Origin of the sequence: Saccharomonospora sp. CUA-673, assembly GCF_001942305.1 — a bacterium.
GTDB lineage: Bacteria > Actinomycetota > Actinomycetes > Mycobacteriales > Pseudonocardiaceae > Prauserella.
In genome coordinates, this window is sequence record NZ_MKKE01000084.1 from 149,877 (window position 1) to 166,274 (window position 16,398).

Sequence of the window (16,398 nt, forward strand, 5' to 3'; positions counted from 1 at the left end):
ACGCGACTAATCGTCCCTTCGCGGCGTGCGGAACACGGTGCGGTAGGTCGTCGGGGTGACGCCGAGTGTGCGGACGAAGTGCCTGCGCAGGGTCGTCGCCGTGCCCATGCCGCAGCGGTTCGCGATCTGTTCCACGGACGCGTCGGTGCGTTCGAGCAGCTCCTGTGCCCGCCGGATGCGTTCCCGGTGCAGCCAGTCGAGCGGCCCGCTGCCCACCTCGGCGTGCATGCGCCGCGCGAGTTGCCGCGTGCTCATCGCCGCCTGTTCGGCCAGTTGGCGCACCGTGATCGGCCGGTCCAACCGTGCCCGCGCCCACGCCAGCGCGTCGCCCAGCCGGTCGCCGACCCCCGGGTCCGCAGGCGATGCGACGAACTGCGCCTGCCCGCCCGCGCGGTACGCGGGGGTGACGAGGCGCCGCGCGAGTCCATTTGCGACGGTCGCGCCGAAGTCGGTGTAGACCAGGTGCAGGCACAGGTCGAGGGCCGCCGTCTTGCCGGCCGACGTGAAAACGCTGCCGTCGGACGTGTAGAGCACGTCGGCGCGGACACCGATGTGCGGGAACCGCGCGGCGAGGGCGTCGGCGTGCATCCAGTGTGTCGTCGCGTGACGGTCGTCGAGCAGTCCCGCCGCCGCCAGCACGAACGTTCCGGTGCACAGCGCCGCGATCCGCGCACCGGCCGCGTGGGCCGCCGTCACGGCGTCGACCAGGGCGGGGTCCGGTTGCGCGTCGACGTCGTCGACGGACGGGACGAGCACCGTGTCGACCTCGGCCAGCGCCTCGTACGGCCTCGCCGCGGCGCCGGGCAGCCACGCCGACGGCGTCCCGTCGGGGGTGTACGTCGCGAAGTCGTACCACTTGCCGGCCGGGGTCAGGTCGCCGCGATCGACGCCGAAGACCTCGGCCGCGATCGCCGTCTCGTACAGCATCGCCTGCTCGTGCAGCACCAGCCCGACCCTCGTCATGTCCGAAACTGTACGACCAGTGTCAGATCGGACGCTCGTCGTGGACCGTCGTCGCCAGGTGGAATCTGTCCATGAATCGACGCGTCCTCGTCTACGGCGCCTACGGGCACACCGGCCGTTTCGTCGTCGCCGACCTCGTCCGGCGCGGGCTGGCCCCCGTGCTGTCCGGGCGCAACGCCGCGGCACTGGGCGACCTCGCCGCGGAGTTCCCCGGACTTGACGTCCGTCCCGCGACCATCGACGACCTGGACACCGCATGTCGGGGCGTGGCGGCGGTGGTCAACTGCGCGGGTCCGTTCCTGGACACCGGCCCGCCCGTGGCGACGGCGGCCGCCCGCGCGGGCGCGCACTACGTCGACGTGACGGCCGAGCAGGCGGCGGCCACGCAGGTGTACCGGGCCGCGGCCGATGTCACGGAGGTCGCGGTCGTCCCGGCGACGGCGTTCTTCGGCGGGCTCGGCGACCTCCTCGCGACCGCGGCCATGGGGGACTGGCCCGCCGCCGACGAGGTCACCGTCGCGATCGGCATCGACCGGTGGTGGCCGACCGCGGGCACCCGCGCGACGGGACGGCGCAACACGGCGACCCGGCTCGTCGTCGCCGGTGGGGAACTGGTCGCGGCGCCGGCGCAGCCACCGTCGCGCACGTGGGCGTTCGGACCGCCGTTGGGCGAACGCACCGTCGTCGAGGCGCCGTTGTCCGAGATCGTGGTGCTGCACCGGCATCTGCGGGCGTCGTCGATCAGCACGTACCTGGCGGCCGACGCGCTCGCCGACCTGCGCAACGAGACGACCCCGCCACCGACCGCCGTCGACGCCCGCGGCAGGTCGGCGCAACGGTTCGTGGTGGACGTCGAGGTCAGGCGCGGAACCCGGACGCGGCGAGCGACGGCGTCGGGGCGCGACATCTACGCGGTGACGGCACCCCTCGTCGGCGAGGCGGTGCAACGCCTGGTCAAGCAACGCCTGCTCGAGGGCCGGGCGGCGGCCCACGGTCCGGCAGCCCCGGGCGAACTGTTCGACCCCCACGCGTTCCTCGACGCCCTCACCCCGGAGCACCTCACCTGGCAACACAGCTGACCCGCGGTGTCATGCTCCCGAGGCCCCATAGTCGCGTTGAACGCAGCCATGGGGCCGTCGGGTGCGCCCACCCGTCGCCCGACCACCGCCCCCAAGGACACGCTGACGCGCGGCTGCGCTTAACGCGACTGATCTTCCCTTCGCGGCGGTGCGACCCTGGCATTGTGGGGCGGGACCGACCTCGGAGGTGTCGATGATCCTTCCCGATCGCATCGCCCACGGCGTCGCGGCCGGCGACGTGCGGTGTGCCTACCGCAGATGGCAGAAGCCGCGGGTCACGGCCGGTTCAACGTTGCTCACCGTCGCCGGAATCGTGCGCATCGACGCCGTCAGCACGGTCGAGTCGAGCACAGTGACCGATGACGACGCACGCGCCGCGGGCTACGCATCCCGAACCGAGTTGCTCGCGACCTTCCGGGGTACACCGACCGATCCGGTCTTCCTGATCGAATTGAGCTGGGTCGGGGCGGACCCCCGCGACGCGCTGGCCGATACCGCCGAACTCGCTGCCTCGGACGTGACGGACATCGACGTCCTGCTCGACCGGCTGGACGCACGCGTGACGTGGGCGCGCCCGGTGTTGGCGCACCTCGCCGACGAACCCGGTGCCACCGCCGCACATCTCGCAGCGCGGCTCGACATGGACAAGGACGCGCTGAAGCGCCGAATCCGCAAGCTCAAAGAACACGGCCTGACCCGCTCGCTGAGCACCGGCTACGAGCTATCGCCGCGCGGCCGGGCCTACCTGTCCGCCCGAAACACCGGAACGAGCTAATGGGGCAGGGCTGTGGACAGGACGGAGCGGATTCGGGATACGTCGACGTCGGCGTCCTCGTCTCCGAGGAGGATGGCGGCGCACAGTCCGTCGGACAGGGCGACGAACGCGTCGACGACGTCCGGGTCGTCGGTGCGGGTGCGCGCGAGGTCGGCGACGTTGTCCCGCCAGCGGCGCGCGATCGGCCGCAGCGCCGGGCGGCGTGCCGCCAACGTCGACAGCTCGCGTTCGGCCAGCGCGCGCTCACGGCCCGGGCCCGCCGACTCCGCGATCAGCTCCGCGAGTCCGCCCACCGGATCGGCGTCCGCTTCGACCAGCTCGCGGATGCGTCGCGTGTACTCGTCGGTGACCCCGGTCAGGGCCGCGACGAGCAGGTCGTCGAGCGTCGCGAAGTAGTAGACCGTCAGGCTGGTGGTGATGCCCGCTTCCCTCGCCACGGTGCGGTGCGTGACCCCGGCGGCACCGTCGCGGCGCACGATGGCGAGCGTCGCCTCGATGATCTGTTCACGCTTGCGCCGGCCACGCGCCGTGCGCCCATCGACATTCTCGTGCTCAGCCACCATCGTTCGCGCTCACTCGTCGCCTGCGGACTCCACCGAGACTAGCTGCTGGGCATCGCGTGCACCCAGCGGCGGCAGCCGTCGGAGCGTCACGAGACACGCCGCCGCGGCCACGGCGACCGCGACACCGGCGACCACCGCCGACACGTTCAGACCACCCGTGAACGCCGCCCGCGCCGACTCGAGCGCCGCCGACGGCACCTGATCGGCCACCGACACCGCCCCCGCGAGACTGTCGCGATAGGACTGTTCCGCACCATCCGACAGGCCGGGCGGCGGGTCGATCCCGCCGCGGTAGACCACCGTCGTGAGACTGCCCAGCAGCGCGACGCCGACCGCGATGCCGAGTTCCTGCACGGTCTCCGACATCGCCGCAGCCGAACCGGAGTTCGCCGGCGGCGCCGCTCCCACGACGATGTCGGTGCCCAGCGCGGCGATGACGCCGAGTCCGAAGTAGACGAACGCGAAGCCGGCGACCACCCGCAACGGTTCCCCGGCCCCGGCGACGGCCAACAACACGTAACCGGCCAGCGACAACACCAGCGTCGCGGCCATGACGACGCCCGGGGACACCCGCCGCGCCAGCAGCGGTGCGCCGATGGCGCCGACGAGCATCGCCAGCGCGGGCGGGCCCATCCACAGCCCCGCCACGGTCGGCGACAGCCCCTCGACGAGTTGCAGGTACTGCGTGACCAGGAACATCACGCCGCCGAAACCGACCAGGCCCAGCAACAGCACCGACAACGCCGTCGAGAAGTCGCGGCTCGCGAACAGCCGCATGTCGATCAACGGGTCGTCCAGCCGCAGCTGCCGCCGGACGAACACGACCCCGGCGGCGATCCCGACGACGGCCGCTGCCGTCGCCGCGGCGTCCACGCCCTCGGCGGAGGCGTGCTTGATCGCGTAGACGATGGACAGCATCGCCACGAGCGACAAACCGACACTGCGCAGGTCGATCCGCCCGCCGGACGTCCGGTACTCGGGCAGCAGGACCGGCGCCGCGACCAGCACGAGCACGGCCACCGGCACAGCGACCAGGAACACGGCGCCCCACCAGAACCCGGCGACGAGCACGCCACCGGCGACCGGACCCGCCGCCATGCCGAGCGCGAACATCGTCGCCCACACGCCGATGGCCAACGCCCGCTGCCGGACGTCCGTGAACAGGACGCTGATCAGCGACAATGTCGACGGCATGAGCGTCGCGCCGGCGATGCCGAGCAGGGCTCGGGCCACGATCAGCCACAGCGCGCTGGGCGCGAACGCGGCGAACACGGACGCCGCCCCGAACGCCGCCATACCGATCAGCAACAGACGACGTCGGCCGAGCCGGTCACCCAACGTCCCCATGGTGACCAGGAAGCCGGCGATGAAGAAGCCGTACGCATCCATGATCCACAGCGACTCGGCCGCCGTCGGGTTCAGATCGTCGACGAGGTTCGGCACGACCAGGTACAGCGCCGTGACGTCCAGCCCCAGCAACATCGTCGGCAGCGCCAGCAGGGCCAGACCTGCCCACTCGCGCCATCCCGCACGCTTCGACGTCTCCATGTTCGCCGCACCCCCGACCAGCCAAGTTGAACGATAGTACTATTAGTACCATGGTTCAACTTCGTAGGTCGAGAGAAGCTCCCGTGGGCCCCATGGTCGCGTTGAACGCGACTATGGGGCCCTTGGGAGCTTCTTGGTGGGGTTGCCTCGTGGGCTAGAAGGTGATGGCCATGGCGGGGTCGGCCATGAGGGCGCGACGTCGGCGAGGAACTCCGAGCCCTGCTGGCCGTCGATGACGCGGTGGTCGAACGACAACGACAGTTGCATCACCTTGCGCACCGCGAGTTCGCCGTCGACGACCCACGGCATGTCGCGGATCGCGCCGACGGCCAGGATCGCGGACTCGCCGGGGTTGATGATCGGCGTTCCCGTGTCGACCCCGAACACGCCCACATTGGTGATCGTGAACGTCCCGTTCAGCATGTCCGCAGGCGTCGTCTTGCCGTCACGCGCCGTGGCCGTCAGCTCCTCGATGGCACCGGCGAGTTCGGCCAACGACATCGCGTCCGCGTCGCGGATCTTCGGCACCACCAGGCCCCGCGGCGTCGCGGCCGCGATCCCCAGGTGCACGTAGTCCTTGAACACGATCTCGCCCGTGTCGCCGTCCCACAGCGAGTTGATCTCGGGGGTGCGCTTCGCCGCCAGGCACACGGCCTTCGCCGCGAACGCCAACGGCGTCAGCTTGACGCCCGCGAACTCCCGGCTCGACCTCAGCTTCGCCCGCAGGTCCATCATCGGCGTGACGTCGACGGTCAGGAACTCCGTCACGTGCGGCGCCGTGAACGCGCTGTCGACCATCGCCTGCGCCGTCGCCTTGCGCACACCCTTGATCGGCACCCGGCGTTCCCGCGTGGACGGATCGACCGGCGCCACCGAACCACCCGGCACGACACCGTTCGACCCGACGCCGGTCGGCGCGCCGCCCTGGTCGACCACACGCTGCACGTCCTCGCGCGTGATCACCCCGCCGTCGCCGGAACCGGCCAACGTCCGCAGGTCCACGCCGAGGTCCTTCGCGAGCTTGCGCACCGGCGGCTTCGCCAACGGCACGTATCCGCCCGCGGCCGCAGCAACAGCCCCGGAGCCGGGCTCGGCAACCGGCGCCGCCGCAGCGGATTCAGGTGCAACGGATTGAGGTGCAACGGATTGAGGTGCAACGGGTTCCGCTGCAACGGCACCGTTCGCACCGGAACCGTTCGCGCCCGCGGCGACGCCCGCCTTACGGGGACGCCGTTTCGTGCTCGCCGCCTTCGACCCGTAGCCGACGAGCGGCTTCATCTCGTCCGCGTCCCCGGAATCCGCAGCAGCGTCCGAAGAAGCAGCCTCCGGAGAGGCAGCCGCGACGGCCGAACCGTTGGCCGCGGACCCGCCGCCGGCACCGTGCGGGTCGACGTCGACGGTGAGGATCGGCGTGCCGACCTCGACGGTCTGGCCGGGTTCGACGTGCAGTTCGGTGATGACGCCTGCCCACGGGATGGGCAGTTCGACGGCGGCCTTCGCGGTCTCGACCTCGACGACGATCTGGTTCACCGTCACCTCGTCGCCCGGCTTGACCTTCCAGTCGAGGATGTCGGCCTCGGTGAGCCCCTCCGCGGTGTCGGCGAGGGGAAACTGCTTGTACTCAGGCATGAATCCTCCTCACCATTCCAGCGCGCGGTCGACGGCGTGCAGGACCCGGTCGAGGTCCGGCAGGAAGTGTTCCTCGAGTTTCGCCGGCGGGTACGGGGTGTCGAACCCGGTGACGCGCTGGACGGGTGCCTCGAGGGAGTAGAAGCATTCCTGCTGGACGCGCGCGGCGACCTCGGAGGCCAGCGACACCTCGCCGGAGGCCTCGCTGACGACCACGAGCCGGCCGGTGCGCCGCACCGACTCGAACACCGGGTCCAGGTCGAGCGGGGACAACGTGCGCAGGTCGACGACCTCGAGCGAGGTGCCCTCCTCCTGCGCGGCGGTGGCCGCGTCGAGGGCGACCTTCACCGACGGCCCGTAGGCGGCGACGGTCGCGGCGGTGCCGTGCCGCACGACGCGCGAGGCGTGCAGCGGTTCGGGCGTGACCGTGGTGTCGACCGGCGCCTTCAACGCCGTCGAGTGGTACAGCTTCTTCGGTTCGAAGAACAGCACGGGGTCGTCGGAGTCGATGGCCTGCCGCAACATCCAGTAGGCGTCGACGGGGTTCGAGCACGAGACGACCTTGAGCCCCGGGATGTGCGAGAACAGCGACTCGGGCGACTCGGAGTGGTGCTCGACGGCACCGATCCCGCCGCCGAACGGCACGCGGATCACCACGGGCGCTTGAGCCTGCCCTGCGAGCGGTAGCGCAGTTTCGCCAGCTGACTGGAGATCTGATCGAACGCGGGGAAGATGAAACCCTCGAACTGGATCTCGCACACGGGACGGAACCCGCGCACGGCGAGCCCGACGGCCGTGCCGACGATGCCGGACTCGGCGAGCGGCGTGTCGAGCACGCGGTGTTCGCCGAAGTCCTTCTGCAGTCCGTCGGTGACGCGGAAGACGCCGCCGAGCTTGCCGACGTCCTCGCCCATGACGATGACCTTCGGGTCGGCCTCCATCGACGCGCGCAGCGCCTCGTTGAGCGCCTTGCCGATGGTCAGGTTCGCGACCTTCGTGTCCGGGGTGTCCACAGGGGACGCTGCGGGTGCGGCCATCAGTGCTCACCTCCCGCGAAACCGGCGAGGTAACCGAGGTACTCCTCGCGCTGGGCGTCCAAAGTGGCCGGTGTGTCGGCGTAGACCTCGCTGAAGATCCGCTCGGGCGGCGGATCGGGCATGGTGAAGCAGTGATCGCGCAACTGCGCGGCGAACTCGTCGGACTCCGTGTCGACCGAGTCGAAGAACTCCTGGTCGGCGAAGCCGGCACGCGCGAGGTAGGCGCGCACGCGCTCGATCGGGTCCTTCAACTTCCACGCCTCGAGCTCGTCGGAGAGCCGGTAGCGCGTCGGGTCGTCGGTCGTGGTGTGGGCGTCCATGCGGTAGGTGAACGCCTCGATCAGCACCGGACCGTTGCCGCGCCGGCACTCCTCGAGCGCCCACCGCGTCACGGCCAGGCAGGCCAGGACGTCGTTGCCGTCGACCCGGATGCCGGGGAAGCCGTAGCCGCGGGCGCGCTGGTACAGCGGCAGCCGCGACTGGCGTTCGGTCGGCTCGGAGATCGCCCACTGGTTGTTCTGGCAGAAGTAGACGATCGGCGCGTCGTACACCGCGCCCCACACGAAGCCCTCGTGCACGTCGCCCTGGCTGGTGGCGCCGTCGCCGAAGTAGACGATGGTGGCCTGGTTCTCGGCGTCGTCGGCGTTGCCGACCTTGCCGTCGAACCGCTGGCCCATCGCGTACCCGGCGGCGTTGAGCACCTGGTTGCCGATGACGATCGTGTACGGGTGGAAGCCGTGCGCCGCCGGGTCCCAGCCCGAGTGGTCGGTGCACCGGAAGATGCCCAGCAGTTCGCGGAAGTCGACGCCGCGCGTGTACGCGACACCGTGTTCCCGGTAGCTGGGGAAGGCCATGTCGTCCGGGCGCAGCGCGCGACCCGAGCCGATCTGCGCGGCCTCCTGGCCCAGCAGCGGCACCCAGATGCCGAGCTGGCCCTGCCGCTGCATGGCGTTGGACTCCCGATCGGCTCGGCGCACCAGCACCATGTCGCGGTACAACCCGCGCAGTGCCTCGGCATCGACGTCGGAGAGGTAGGGGTCGAACCGGCTGTCGGTCAGCCGCTCACCTTCGGGCGTGAGCAGCTGGGTCAGCTCGGCACCGCCTTCTGTCGTCGCTCGCAAACCCGCGATCACCTGCTCCGGAGACGGTTGAGCTGCTGTCGCGGCTGGTCCGGCACCGGGTTCCGGTCGCGTCCACTGTTCTGGGGACGGCATGGTTTCTCCTCCAGGTCGTGCCGTTCGGCCGCTTGTGGCAACCGATACGGCTCGCCGCCGGCACCGCCGGCGCCGCGCCTGGTGTGGCCGCGCCGGTGTCCGTCGGCGGTGACGGTTCACGTCGCCATCCTGGCACGAACGGGGGAGGTTTGCGGAGGGCCCGTGTCCGAATTTTTGTCGTTCCGGTGCCGCTGAACTGGGAAAATAGTTGGACCACCGACGGTGTGCCCGCCGAAAGTCTGGCATCCATCCGGGGGCTGGCCAGGCCCGTTCGGCGGCGGCCGCGCGGCGTCGTGACGGGGTGTGCAACCTCTGTACGCGGTGAGCGAAACCGGTCACATCGCCCGGACATGTTTGGATGGCGGCCATGGACACGACGGTGCTGCGCGAGACGGTCCGTAACCGCTGGGCCCCGGATTCCGGTGTCGCGTTGGAAGGGCTGTCGGGCCTGGTGGAGATACCGGCGCTGTCGCCGTCGTTCGACGTCGAGTGGCAGGCCACGGGCGCGTTGCACGCCGCGGTCGACCACGTCCGCGCCTACCTGGACGCGCGCGGACTGCCCGGCGCGACGAGCGAGGTCGTCGAGCTGCCCGGCCGCACGCCGGTGCTGTTGCTGGACGTCCCGGCGACCGGCGAGGCGACCACCGACGAGACGGTCGTCGTCTACGGCCACCTCGACAAGCAGCCCGCGGCGGGCGAGTGGTCACCGGGGCTCGGCCCGTGGACGCCCGTGGTCAAGGACGGCCGGCTGTATGGCCGCGGCGCCAACGACGACGGCTACGCCGCGTACGCCGCCGCGACGGCCCTCGAGGGGCTGCACGCCGCGGGTGGGGCGCACGCGCGCACCGTGGTGCTGCTCGAGACGTGCGAGGAGTCCGGCAGCCCCGACCTGGGCGCCTACCTCGAGCACCTGCGCCCGCGCCTCGGCGACGTCGGCCTCGTCGTCTGCCTCGACACCTCCGGCGCCGACCACGAACGGCTGTGGCTCGCGACGTCGCTGCGCGGGATGATCTCGTTCGACCTCACCGTGCGGGTGCTCACCTCGGGTGTCCACTCCGGACACGCCAGCGGCTTCGTGCCCAGCAGTTTCCGCGTGCTGCGCGCCCTGCTCGACCGCATCGAGGACCCGCGCACCGGCGAACTGCACCTGCCCGAGCTCGTCACGGAGGTGCCGGCCGACCGGCTCGCCGAGGTGCGCGCGGCGGGCGCGGCGCTCGCGCCGACACTGCCGCTCGTCGAGGGCATGCGGTACGCGAAGGACGACGTCACCGGCCAGGTGCTGGCCAACACGTGGGAGACCACGCTGTCGGTGACCGGCGCCGACGGGCTGCCGCCGCTGGCCGACGCCGGCAACGTGCTGCGGCCGTACACGAGCGTCAAGCTCAGCTTCCGGCTGCCGCCGACGGTCGACGGCGCCACCGCACTGGAAGCGCTGACCAGGACCCTGACGACGGATCCGCCGTACGGCGCGCAGGTCGAGGTCGCCCGCACCGACGCTGCCACGGGCTGGAACGCAGGCCCCCGCGCCGCCTGGCTGGAATCCACTTTGGACACCGTGAGCGACGACGTGTTCGGCCTGCCGTGGCGGGCGCTCGGCCTGGGCGGCACGATCCCGTTCCTCGGCATGTTCGGCCGCGCCTACCCGGACGCGCAGTTCGTCGTCACCGGACCGCGCGGACCCGGCAACAACGCGCACGTCCCCGACGAATGGCTGCACCTCGAACAGACCGAACGGGTCACCGAGGCCGTCGCCCGCATCATCGACGCGCACGCACGCACGCGCACGGGCGCGTGAGGCAGGATGGCGAACGTGGAACAGCAACGTGTGAGCGAGACCGTCCGCAAGACGTGGTCCGACGACATCCTGCCCAGCCTGTCCGGCCTCGTCGAGATCCCCGCCCTGTCGCCGGCGTTCGACCCCGAGTGGGCCACGACCGGTCACCTCGACGCCGCGATCGAGCACGTCCGCGCCTGGATGGCCGCCCGGGAGATCCCCGGCGCCACCGTCGACGTCGTCCGGCTCGACGGCCGTAGTCCGGTGCTGCTGCTCGACGTGCCCGCCACGCCGGCGCCGAGGACGCGGGCACCGTGCTGCTCTACGGCCACCTGGACAAGCAGCCGCCGGTCGGCGGCTGGTCCGAGGGCCTCGGACCGTGGACGCCGGTGCGCGACGGGCACAAGCTGTTCGGCCGCGGCTCGGCCGACGACGGCTACGCCGGGTACGCCGCGACGGCCGCGCTCGAGGCGGTCCGCGCGGGCGGCGGCGCGCACGCCCGGTCGGTCGTGCTGCTGGAGACCGGCGAGGAGTCCGGCAGCCCCGACCTGCCCGCCTACCTGGAGCACCTGGCCGAACGGCTCGGCCGCGTCACGTTCGTCGTGTGCCTCGACTCCGGTGGCCACGACTACGAACGGCTGTGGCTGACGACGTCGCTGCGCGGCATGGCACAGATCGACGTCACGGTGCGCGTGCTCGACTCGGCCCAGCACTCGGGCCTGGCCAGCGGCGTCGTGCCGTCGTCGTTCCGCGTGCTGCGCACCCTGCTCGACCGGCTCGAGGACTCGGGCACCGGCGAGGTGTTGATCCCCGAGGCCAACGTGACGATCCCGACCAACCGCGTCGAGGAGGCGCGCGCGACCGCCGAGATCACCCCGCCCGGCGCGGTTGCCACGACGTTCCCGCTGCACGGCTCGACCCGCGCCGTCGCCGACGACGACGTCGAGCTGCTGCTGAACAACGCGTGGCGACCGACGCTGTCGGTGATCGGCGCCGCCGGGTTCCCCGACCCCGCCGAGGCCGGCAACGTGCTGCGCAGCGAGTCGACGCTCGCGTTGAGCTTCCGCCTGCCGCCCACCGCCGACTCGGCGGCCGCGCTCGAGGCGATCACCAAGGCCCTCACCACCGACGTGCCCTACGACGCGACGGTCGAGCTCGGCGGGATCGAGGCCGCCGACGGCTGGAACGCCCCCGACGCCGCGCCGTGGCTCGCCGCCACGCTCGAGTCGGTCAGCACCACCGTCTTCGACGCGCCGTGGCGCACCAGCGGCCTCGGCGGGTCGATCCCGTTCATGGGCCTGCTCGGCGAGAAGTACCCGGAGGCGCAGTTCCTCGTCACCGGCGCGCTGGGCCCGGACTCGAACGCCCACGTGCCCGACGAGTGGCTGCACGTCCCGCAGGCCGAACGCGTCACCGAAGCGGTGGCCCACTTCCTCGACGCCCACGCCAACGGCTGACCCCACGACGCCGTGTCAGCGTTCCACGACGGCGTGTCAGCAGCTCACGACGCCGTGTCAGCAGCTCACGGCGCCGTGTTGGCGGTTCGGGGGCGGGGTCGTCAGGCGGAGTCGTCGGCGGGGGCGTCCCCGTCGGTGTCGCTGAAGCCGACGACCTCGCCGCGGTCGCCGAATGTGACGCGCGCGTTGTAGGCGATCTCCCAGCGGTTGTCCTCGGGGTCGGCGAAGTAGGCCGACCGGCCGCCCCACGCGCGCGGCTGCGGTTCGGCGACCGAGCCCGCGCCGACGGCCAGGGCCGCCTCGTACGCCGCGTCGACCTCCTCGGGGGTCTCGACGTTGACCGCGAGCGTGAACCCGCCGCCGTACATGCCCGCACCGGTCTCCTCCGACAGCGCGGCCCGCGGGTACAGCGCCAACACGACGCCGCCGACGAGGAACCCGACCCAGTCGTCGTTGCTCGCCGGCAGTTCCTCCCAGCCGAGGGCCTTGTAGAAGTCGCGCAGTTCGGCCACGTTGCCGGCGGCGAGCGTCACGACGCTGAGGCGCGGCGGCACGTACCGGGGGGCGACGGTCCACTCCTGCTGTTCACTCATGCCCCGGATTGTGGGCCCGCCGCCGCGCGGGAGAACAGGTGGGGTCGACGCGCCGCGCCGGGCGGGCGCCGGTTCGGGGTCCGGGGTGCGGGATCAAACGGGGCGGCCCGTACGTTGGACCCGATATGGCCGTTGTGCTCTTGCTGTACGTGATCGCCGAGGTCGCCGCCGTGTGGTTCGTGGCGTCGGCGATCGGTTTCCTGCCGACGATCGGACTGCTCATCGCCGGCGCCTTCGTGGGGTCGTGGCTCGCGCGGCGTGAGGGCGGTAAGGCGATGCGCGCGTTCACCGCCACGGCGCGGTCGGGCCGCTCGCCGCACGAAGAGATCACCGACGGCATGCTCATCGGCGTCGGCGGGCTGCTGATCCTCCTGCCGGGCTTCGTCAGCGACGTCGTCGGCCTGCTGTTCCTCGTCCCGCCGACCCGGAAGGTGCTGCGCAAGCGCTGGTTGCGGGCGGCCGCGAAACGCGCCCCCGTGGGCGGCGCCGCGGGCGGCCCGTTCGGACCGCGGATGCGCAGTCAGGTGATCGTCGTCGACAGCGAGGTCGTCGACGACGGCGCCGACGACGGCACAACCGGGACCGACCGCCCGACCGGCACGGACCGCCGCTCCGACAACCGCCCGGACGACGGCCCACCCCGCATCATCGAAGGCTGAGTCAGGCGCCGTTGGCGTTTCCGCCGGGGAGGTCGAAGAAGCTCAGCAGGCGGAGCGCGGGCGTGTAGTCGCCCTTGACCTTGAGCTTGCCGCGGACGAACTGCGACGCGGCCCGCGCGTTGCCGGTCGCGACGCGCAGGAAGTCCTCCACGGGCGCCGTGATCGTCGTGTCGGGGGTCAGCACGCAGTCGGCCGTCGACACGCACCGGCCGTTCTCGATCACCGTCTGATACCGGTCGAAGTCGTCGCCGTTGGGGAATCGCCAGGTCACGACGATGTCGGCGTCGCCGGCGCGTTCGGCGTCGAAGTGGTCGGCCATGCGGCGGAACACCTCTTCGAGGAACAGCGTCCGCAGCTGGGGGTGCTTCGCGAGGCCTCTGAGCTGGTCCCTCGTCGCCGTGGCCACCATCTCGGCGAGCACGTCGGTGGACAGCGAACTCAGCTCGATTCCGGCGCCCGCACTGTCCAACATCTGGAGAGTCTCCAGGACACGCAGGAACTGTTCGGTACTCAGCACCTGAATGTCGATGCTGCGCGCGAACTCGTCCAGGACACTTCCGCTTGGCACGGCGTAAGGTTACTCAGCGGTATGCAAAACCGGCAATCGGCGGCACCGACACGGGTCAACGTGGGCCTCGGAGCACCGAAGCGGGAGGAAGATGTGACAGGCAGCGATCAACAGGTCGAGAGGGCGAAGCGCCTGCCCAGAGCGGTGCGGGAGAAGCAGATCCTCGACGCGGCCGTCACGGTGTTCGCCCGGCACGGGTATCACCCGGCCTCGATGGACGAGGTCTCCGAGGTGGCCGGCGTGTCCAAGCCGATGATCTACAGCTACCTGGCTCGAAGGAGGACCTGTTCCTCCAGTGCATCCGCCGCGAGGCGAACCTGCTGATCGACGCCGTGCAGAGCGGGATCGACCTGAACGTGGCGCCCGACATGCAGCTGTGGACGGGTCTGCGCGCGTTCTACGGTTTCGTCGCCGAGAACCGCGAGTCGTGGACGGTGCTGCACCAGCAGGCGCTGGCCGTGGGCGGTTCGTTCGCCACGGAGATCAACGGCCTGCGCTCGCACGCGATCACGATGGTCACGAAACTGGTCGTGTCGCAGGGCGCCGCAAGGGGCTGGGCGAGCAGGCCGAGGCCTCGGGTGAGGGGCTGGCGGCCGCGCTGGTCGGCGCCGCCGAATCGCTCGCCGACTGGTGGCTCGACCACCCCGACATCTCACCGGGCGTGCTCGCCTCGTGGTTGATGAACCTGACGTGGCTCGGCTTCAACGACCTGGTCGAGGGGCAGGTGTGGCGGCCGACGGACGCGTGATCCTCAGTGCGTGCGGATGCCGTCGAGCAGGAACGTGGTGCGGCGCTCGTAGTCGGCAGCCGCCGGCCGGCTTCCGTACTTGAGTGCGAGCGCACTGTCGTGGACGAGCGCCTGGAGGTCGCCCTCGGTGAACTCCGGGCGGAGCCGCCTCGCCTCGTGTCCCGCCTCGACGAGCTCGGCGTTGAACCCGCCCGCCACCCGGCAGATCGCCATGAGCTGCTGCGATTCGGGATACAGCTGCAACAGGACGTCGTTCACCGCGGGCTGGCGGTACTGCAGCTCGCGAATCGCATCGATGTAGTACGCGGCTCGCTCACCTGCATCGGCGATGGTCCGCGCGTGGTCGATGATGGCGAACAACTCACCGGCGACGAGTTGTTCGATGACGGCCTCGATGAGCCCGATCCGACCCCCAAAGCGATTGAAGATCGTCGCCTTGCTCACGCCTGCCGCCTTGGCGACCTCGTCCAGCGGCACGGCCAAACCGCGACCCCGGAACGCCTCGATCGCAGCACGGCGAATCTGCTCCGCGTTGCGCTTGGCGTCGGCCCGCAAACGTGGTTCCCCAACGGTCATGTCGCCGTCCTTTCACTTCGACGTAGCCGACCTCGCCATAACTTGACCCGCCGAGTCAGATTATCTAGCTTCGAGATGCGAGGCAAACTGACCACCTTGGTCAACTTAATGGAAGGGTCGAGCAGATGATCGTCGTCACCGGAGCCACCGGCGCGCTCAACGGCGCCACCGTCGAACACCTCCTCGAACGTGTGCCGGCCGACCGCATCGGTGTCAGCGTGCGCGACGCCGGGAGGGCGCGACACCTCTCCGAGCGCGGCGTGCGGGTGCGCCAGGCTCATACGACGATCCGGCCGCGCTCCGCGACTCGTTCGAGGACGCCGACCAGGTACTGCTGGTGAGCTCCGGCGACCTGTCGGCCGACGTCGCCGGCCAGCACCGCCGGGCGATCGAGGCGGCCGTCGCCGCAGGCGCACGGCGCATCCTCTACACGAGCCAGCAGAACGCGGCGGCGGACAGTCCGTACGCGCCCGCTGCGCTTCACGCAGCCACCGAAGCGGCCCTCGCCGAGTCCGGGGTGGCCTGGACCGCGCTGCGCAACGGCTTCTTCGGCGGCCTCGATCAACTGCTCGGCCCCTGGGCGCGGACCGACACGATCGCGCAGCCGGCCGACGGCCCGATTCCGTGGACCGACCGTTCCGACCTCGCCGAGGCCGCGGCCGTCGTCCTCGCCGGGGAGCGGACGTTCGACGGCCCCGTGACCCTCGCCGCCCCACCCGCCACGCTCGACGACTTCGCCTCGGCCCTGACCGAAGCCACCGGTCACCCGGTCGAACGCGTCGTCGTCGACGACGCGCAGTGGCGCGCCGACCAGCTGGCGGCCGGCGTCCCGGAGGTCGTGGCCGACATGACGCTCGCCCTGTTCAAGACAGCGCGGAGCGGCTACTTCGCCGACCCCGGCACACTGCTGGAAGAGCTGCTCGGCCGGGAGCCACGCAGCATCACCCAGCAGATCATGGCCCAGCTCACAATGCGGTGATCGTGCCCGTCGGTGGTCTGCCACGTCGTGAACGCCGCCTTCGCCGGCAGCAGCACGGGCAGCTTGAACTTGACGTCCACGGCGTAGGCGTCCGGCAGCCTGCCCCCGAACGCCGCGAGCGCGTGGGCCTTGGTCCACATGCCGTGCGCGATCGCCGAACGCCAGAATGTGCGGATACGTGATCGGCAGTTCGTCGGACAGCTCGCCACCACTCTTATGCAGACCGCCGAGGACCA

At 71.1% G+C, this 16,398-nt stretch carries 14 protein-coding genes and 4 pseudogenes; 8 read left to right on the plus strand and 10 right to left on the minus strand.

Annotated features, from left to right (window positions below; genetic code table 11):
* Positions 1-6: 6 nt before the first annotated feature.
* Positions 7-963 carry a GlxA family transcriptional regulator gene (locus BJF85_RS25350; protein WP_075850424.1) on the minus strand — a complete coding sequence of 319 codons (957 nt, stop codon included), beginning with the start codon at positions 961-963 and terminating at the stop codon, positions 7-9.
* A 71-nt stretch (positions 964-1,034) separates the two neighbouring features.
* Here BJF85_RS25350 and BJF85_RS25355 point away from each other — a divergent pair, with 71 nt between their 5' ends.
* Positions 1,035-2,042, plus strand: a complete 1,008-nt coding sequence (locus BJF85_RS25355; protein WP_075850425.1) for a saccharopine dehydrogenase NADP-binding domain-containing protein — start codon at positions 1,035-1,037, stop codon at positions 2,040-2,042.
* Between the two features lie 193 nt (positions 2,043-2,235).
* Entirely contained in the window at positions 2,236-2,817 is a 582-nt protein-coding gene (locus BJF85_RS25360) for a helix-turn-helix domain-containing protein (RefSeq protein WP_075850464.1), read from the plus strand.
* On the opposite strand, the gene BJF85_RS25365 is transcribed toward BJF85_RS25360, so the two are convergent.
* The 5 genes and pseudogenes from BJF85_RS25365 to pdhA all read right to left on the minus strand — a co-directional run bounded on the left by BJF85_RS25365 (position 2,814) and on the right by pdhA (position 8,808).
* Entirely contained in the window at positions 2,814-3,380 is a 567-nt protein-coding gene (locus BJF85_RS25365) for a TetR/AcrR family transcriptional regulator (protein ID WP_075850426.1), read from the minus strand. The genes BJF85_RS25360 and BJF85_RS25365 overlap by 4 nt on opposite strands.
* A gap of 9 nt (positions 3,381-3,389) precedes the next feature.
* Positions 3,390-4,928 carry an MFS transporter gene (locus BJF85_RS25370; protein ID WP_075850427.1) on the minus strand — a complete coding sequence of 513 codons (1,539 nt, stop codon included), beginning with the start codon at positions 4,926-4,928 and terminating at the stop codon, positions 3,390-3,392.
* A gap of 111 nt (positions 4,929-5,039) precedes the next feature.
* The gene (locus BJF85_RS25375; protein WP_369822299.1) at positions 5,040-6,557 is read right to left on the minus strand and encodes a dihydrolipoamide acetyltransferase family protein; all 1,518 of its coding nucleotides are present in this window, start codon (positions 6,555-6,557) and stop codon (positions 5,040-5,042) included.
* A gap of 9 nt (positions 6,558-6,566) precedes the next feature.
* Positions 6,567-7,594: pseudogene (locus BJF85_RS25380) on the minus strand (alpha-ketoacid dehydrogenase subunit beta).
* The gene (pdhA, locus tag BJF85_RS25385) at positions 7,594-8,808 is read right to left on the minus strand and encodes a pyruvate dehydrogenase (acetyl-transferring) E1 component subunit alpha (protein WP_075850428.1); all 1,215 of its coding nucleotides are present in this window, start codon (positions 8,806-8,808) and stop codon (positions 7,594-7,596) included. The pseudogene BJF85_RS25380 and the gene pdhA overlap by 1 nt, the downstream one beginning before the upstream one ends.
* Positions 8,809-9,166: 358 nt before the next feature.
* On the opposite strand from pdhA, the gene BJF85_RS25390 reads away from it, so the two are divergent.
* Both BJF85_RS25390 and BJF85_RS25395 read left to right on the plus strand, forming a co-directional pair.
* Positions 9,167-10,603, plus strand: coding sequence for a M20/M25/M40 family metallo-hydrolase (locus tag BJF85_RS25390; RefSeq protein WP_075850429.1), 1,437 nt, complete (start codon positions 9,167-9,169; stop codon positions 10,601-10,603).
* 6 nt (positions 10,604-10,609) lie between these two features.
* Positions 10,610-12,039: pseudogene (locus BJF85_RS25395) on the plus strand (M20/M25/M40 family metallo-hydrolase).
* A 101-nt stretch (positions 12,040-12,140) separates the two neighbouring features.
* Here the strand turns inward: BJF85_RS25395 and BJF85_RS25400 are convergent.
* Complete coding sequence (locus tag BJF85_RS25400) at positions 12,141-12,632, minus strand: VOC family protein (protein ID WP_075850430.1); 492 nt, start codon at positions 12,630-12,632, stop codon at positions 12,141-12,143.
* Positions 12,633-12,757: 125 nt separating this feature from the next.
* Here BJF85_RS25400 and BJF85_RS25405 point away from each other — a divergent pair, with 125 nt between their 5' ends.
* Positions 12,758-13,291, plus strand: coding sequence for an FxsA family protein (locus BJF85_RS25405; RefSeq protein ID WP_075850431.1), 534 nt, complete (start codon positions 12,758-12,760; stop codon positions 13,289-13,291).
* 1 nt (position 13,292) lies between these two features.
* Here BJF85_RS25405 and BJF85_RS25410 read toward each other — a convergent pair whose 3' ends face one another.
* Positions 13,293-13,859, minus strand: coding sequence for an alkyl sulfatase C-terminal domain-containing protein (locus tag BJF85_RS25410; protein WP_255375930.1), 567 nt, complete (start codon positions 13,857-13,859; stop codon positions 13,293-13,295).
* A gap of 21 nt (positions 13,860-13,880) precedes the next feature.
* Here BJF85_RS25410 and BJF85_RS25415 point away from each other — a divergent pair.
* A pseudogene (locus tag BJF85_RS25415) lies at positions 13,881-14,607 on the plus strand (TetR/AcrR family transcriptional regulator).
* A 3-nt stretch (positions 14,608-14,610) separates the two neighbouring features.
* On the opposite strand, the gene BJF85_RS25420 reads toward BJF85_RS25415, so the two are convergent.
* Positions 14,611-15,183, minus strand: coding sequence for a TetR/AcrR family transcriptional regulator (locus tag BJF85_RS25420; RefSeq protein WP_075850432.1), 573 nt, complete (start codon positions 15,181-15,183; stop codon positions 14,611-14,613).
* A gap of 125 nt (positions 15,184-15,308) precedes the next feature.
* On the opposite strand from BJF85_RS25420, the gene BJF85_RS30825 reads away from it, so the two are divergent.
* Together BJF85_RS30825 and BJF85_RS25425 are read left to right on the plus strand one after the other, a co-directional pair.
* On the plus strand, positions 15,309-15,524 hold the full coding sequence (locus BJF85_RS30825) for a hypothetical protein (protein WP_255375931.1): 216 nt from the start codon (positions 15,309-15,311) through the stop codon (positions 15,522-15,524).
* Positions 15,515-16,162: an SDR family NAD(P)-dependent oxidoreductase gene (locus BJF85_RS25425; RefSeq protein ID WP_255375935.1), complete on the plus strand. Its 648-nt coding sequence runs from the start codon at positions 15,515-15,517 to the stop codon at positions 16,160-16,162. Before BJF85_RS30825 ends, BJF85_RS25425 begins: the two co-directional genes overlap by 10 nt.
* On the opposite strand, the pseudogene BJF85_RS30830 reads toward BJF85_RS25425, so the two are convergent.
* Positions 16,066-16,320 (minus strand): annotated as a pseudogene (locus BJF85_RS30830) (hypothetical protein); the annotation flags it as partial. The gene BJF85_RS25425 and the pseudogene BJF85_RS30830 overlap by 97 nt on opposite strands.
* Positions 16,321-16,398 lie beyond the last annotated feature (78 nt).

Excerpts from the sequence above, each read along its gene's own strand:
- BJF85_RS25350 (WP_075850424.1), bottom strand. The coding sequence starts at position 963 with ATGACGAGGGTCGGGCTGGTGCTGCACGAGCAGGCGATGCTGTACGAG.
- BJF85_RS25355 (WP_075850425.1), top strand. The coding sequence starts at position 1,035 with ATGAATCGACGCGTCCTCGTCTACGGCGCCTACGGGCACACCGGCCGT.
- BJF85_RS25360 (WP_075850464.1), top strand. The coding sequence starts at position 2,236 with ATGATCCTTCCCGATCGCATCGCCCACGGCGTCGCGGCCGGCGACGTG.
- BJF85_RS25365 (WP_075850426.1), bottom strand. The coding sequence starts at position 3,380 with ATGGTGGCTGAGCACGAGAATGTCGATGGGCGCACGGCGCGTGGCCGG.
- BJF85_RS25370 (WP_075850427.1), bottom strand. The coding sequence starts at position 4,928 with ATGGAGACGTCGAAGCGTGCGGGATGGCGCGAGTGGGCAGGTCTGGCC.
- BJF85_RS25375 (WP_369822299.1), bottom strand. The coding sequence starts at position 6,557 with ATGCCTGAGTACAAGCAGTTTCCCCTCGCCGACACCGCGGAGGGGCTC.
- pdhA (WP_075850428.1), bottom strand. The coding sequence starts at position 8,808 with ATGCCGTCCCCAGAACAGTGGACGCGACCGGAACCCGGTGCCGGACCA.
- BJF85_RS25390 (WP_075850429.1), top strand. The coding sequence starts at position 9,167 with ATGGCGGCCATGGACACGACGGTGCTGCGCGAGACGGTCCGTAACCGC.
- BJF85_RS25400 (WP_075850430.1), bottom strand. The coding sequence starts at position 12,632 with ATGAGTGAACAGCAGGAGTGGACCGTCGCCCCCCGGTACGTGCCGCCG.
- BJF85_RS25405 (WP_075850431.1), top strand. The coding sequence starts at position 12,758 with ATGGCCGTTGTGCTCTTGCTGTACGTGATCGCCGAGGTCGCCGCCGTG.
- BJF85_RS25420 (WP_075850432.1), bottom strand. The coding sequence starts at position 15,183 with ATGACCGTTGGGGAACCACGTTTGCGGGCCGACGCCAAGCGCAACGCG.
- BJF85_RS30825 (WP_255375931.1), top strand. The coding sequence starts at position 15,309 with ATGATCGTCGTCACCGGAGCCACCGGCGCGCTCAACGGCGCCACCGTC.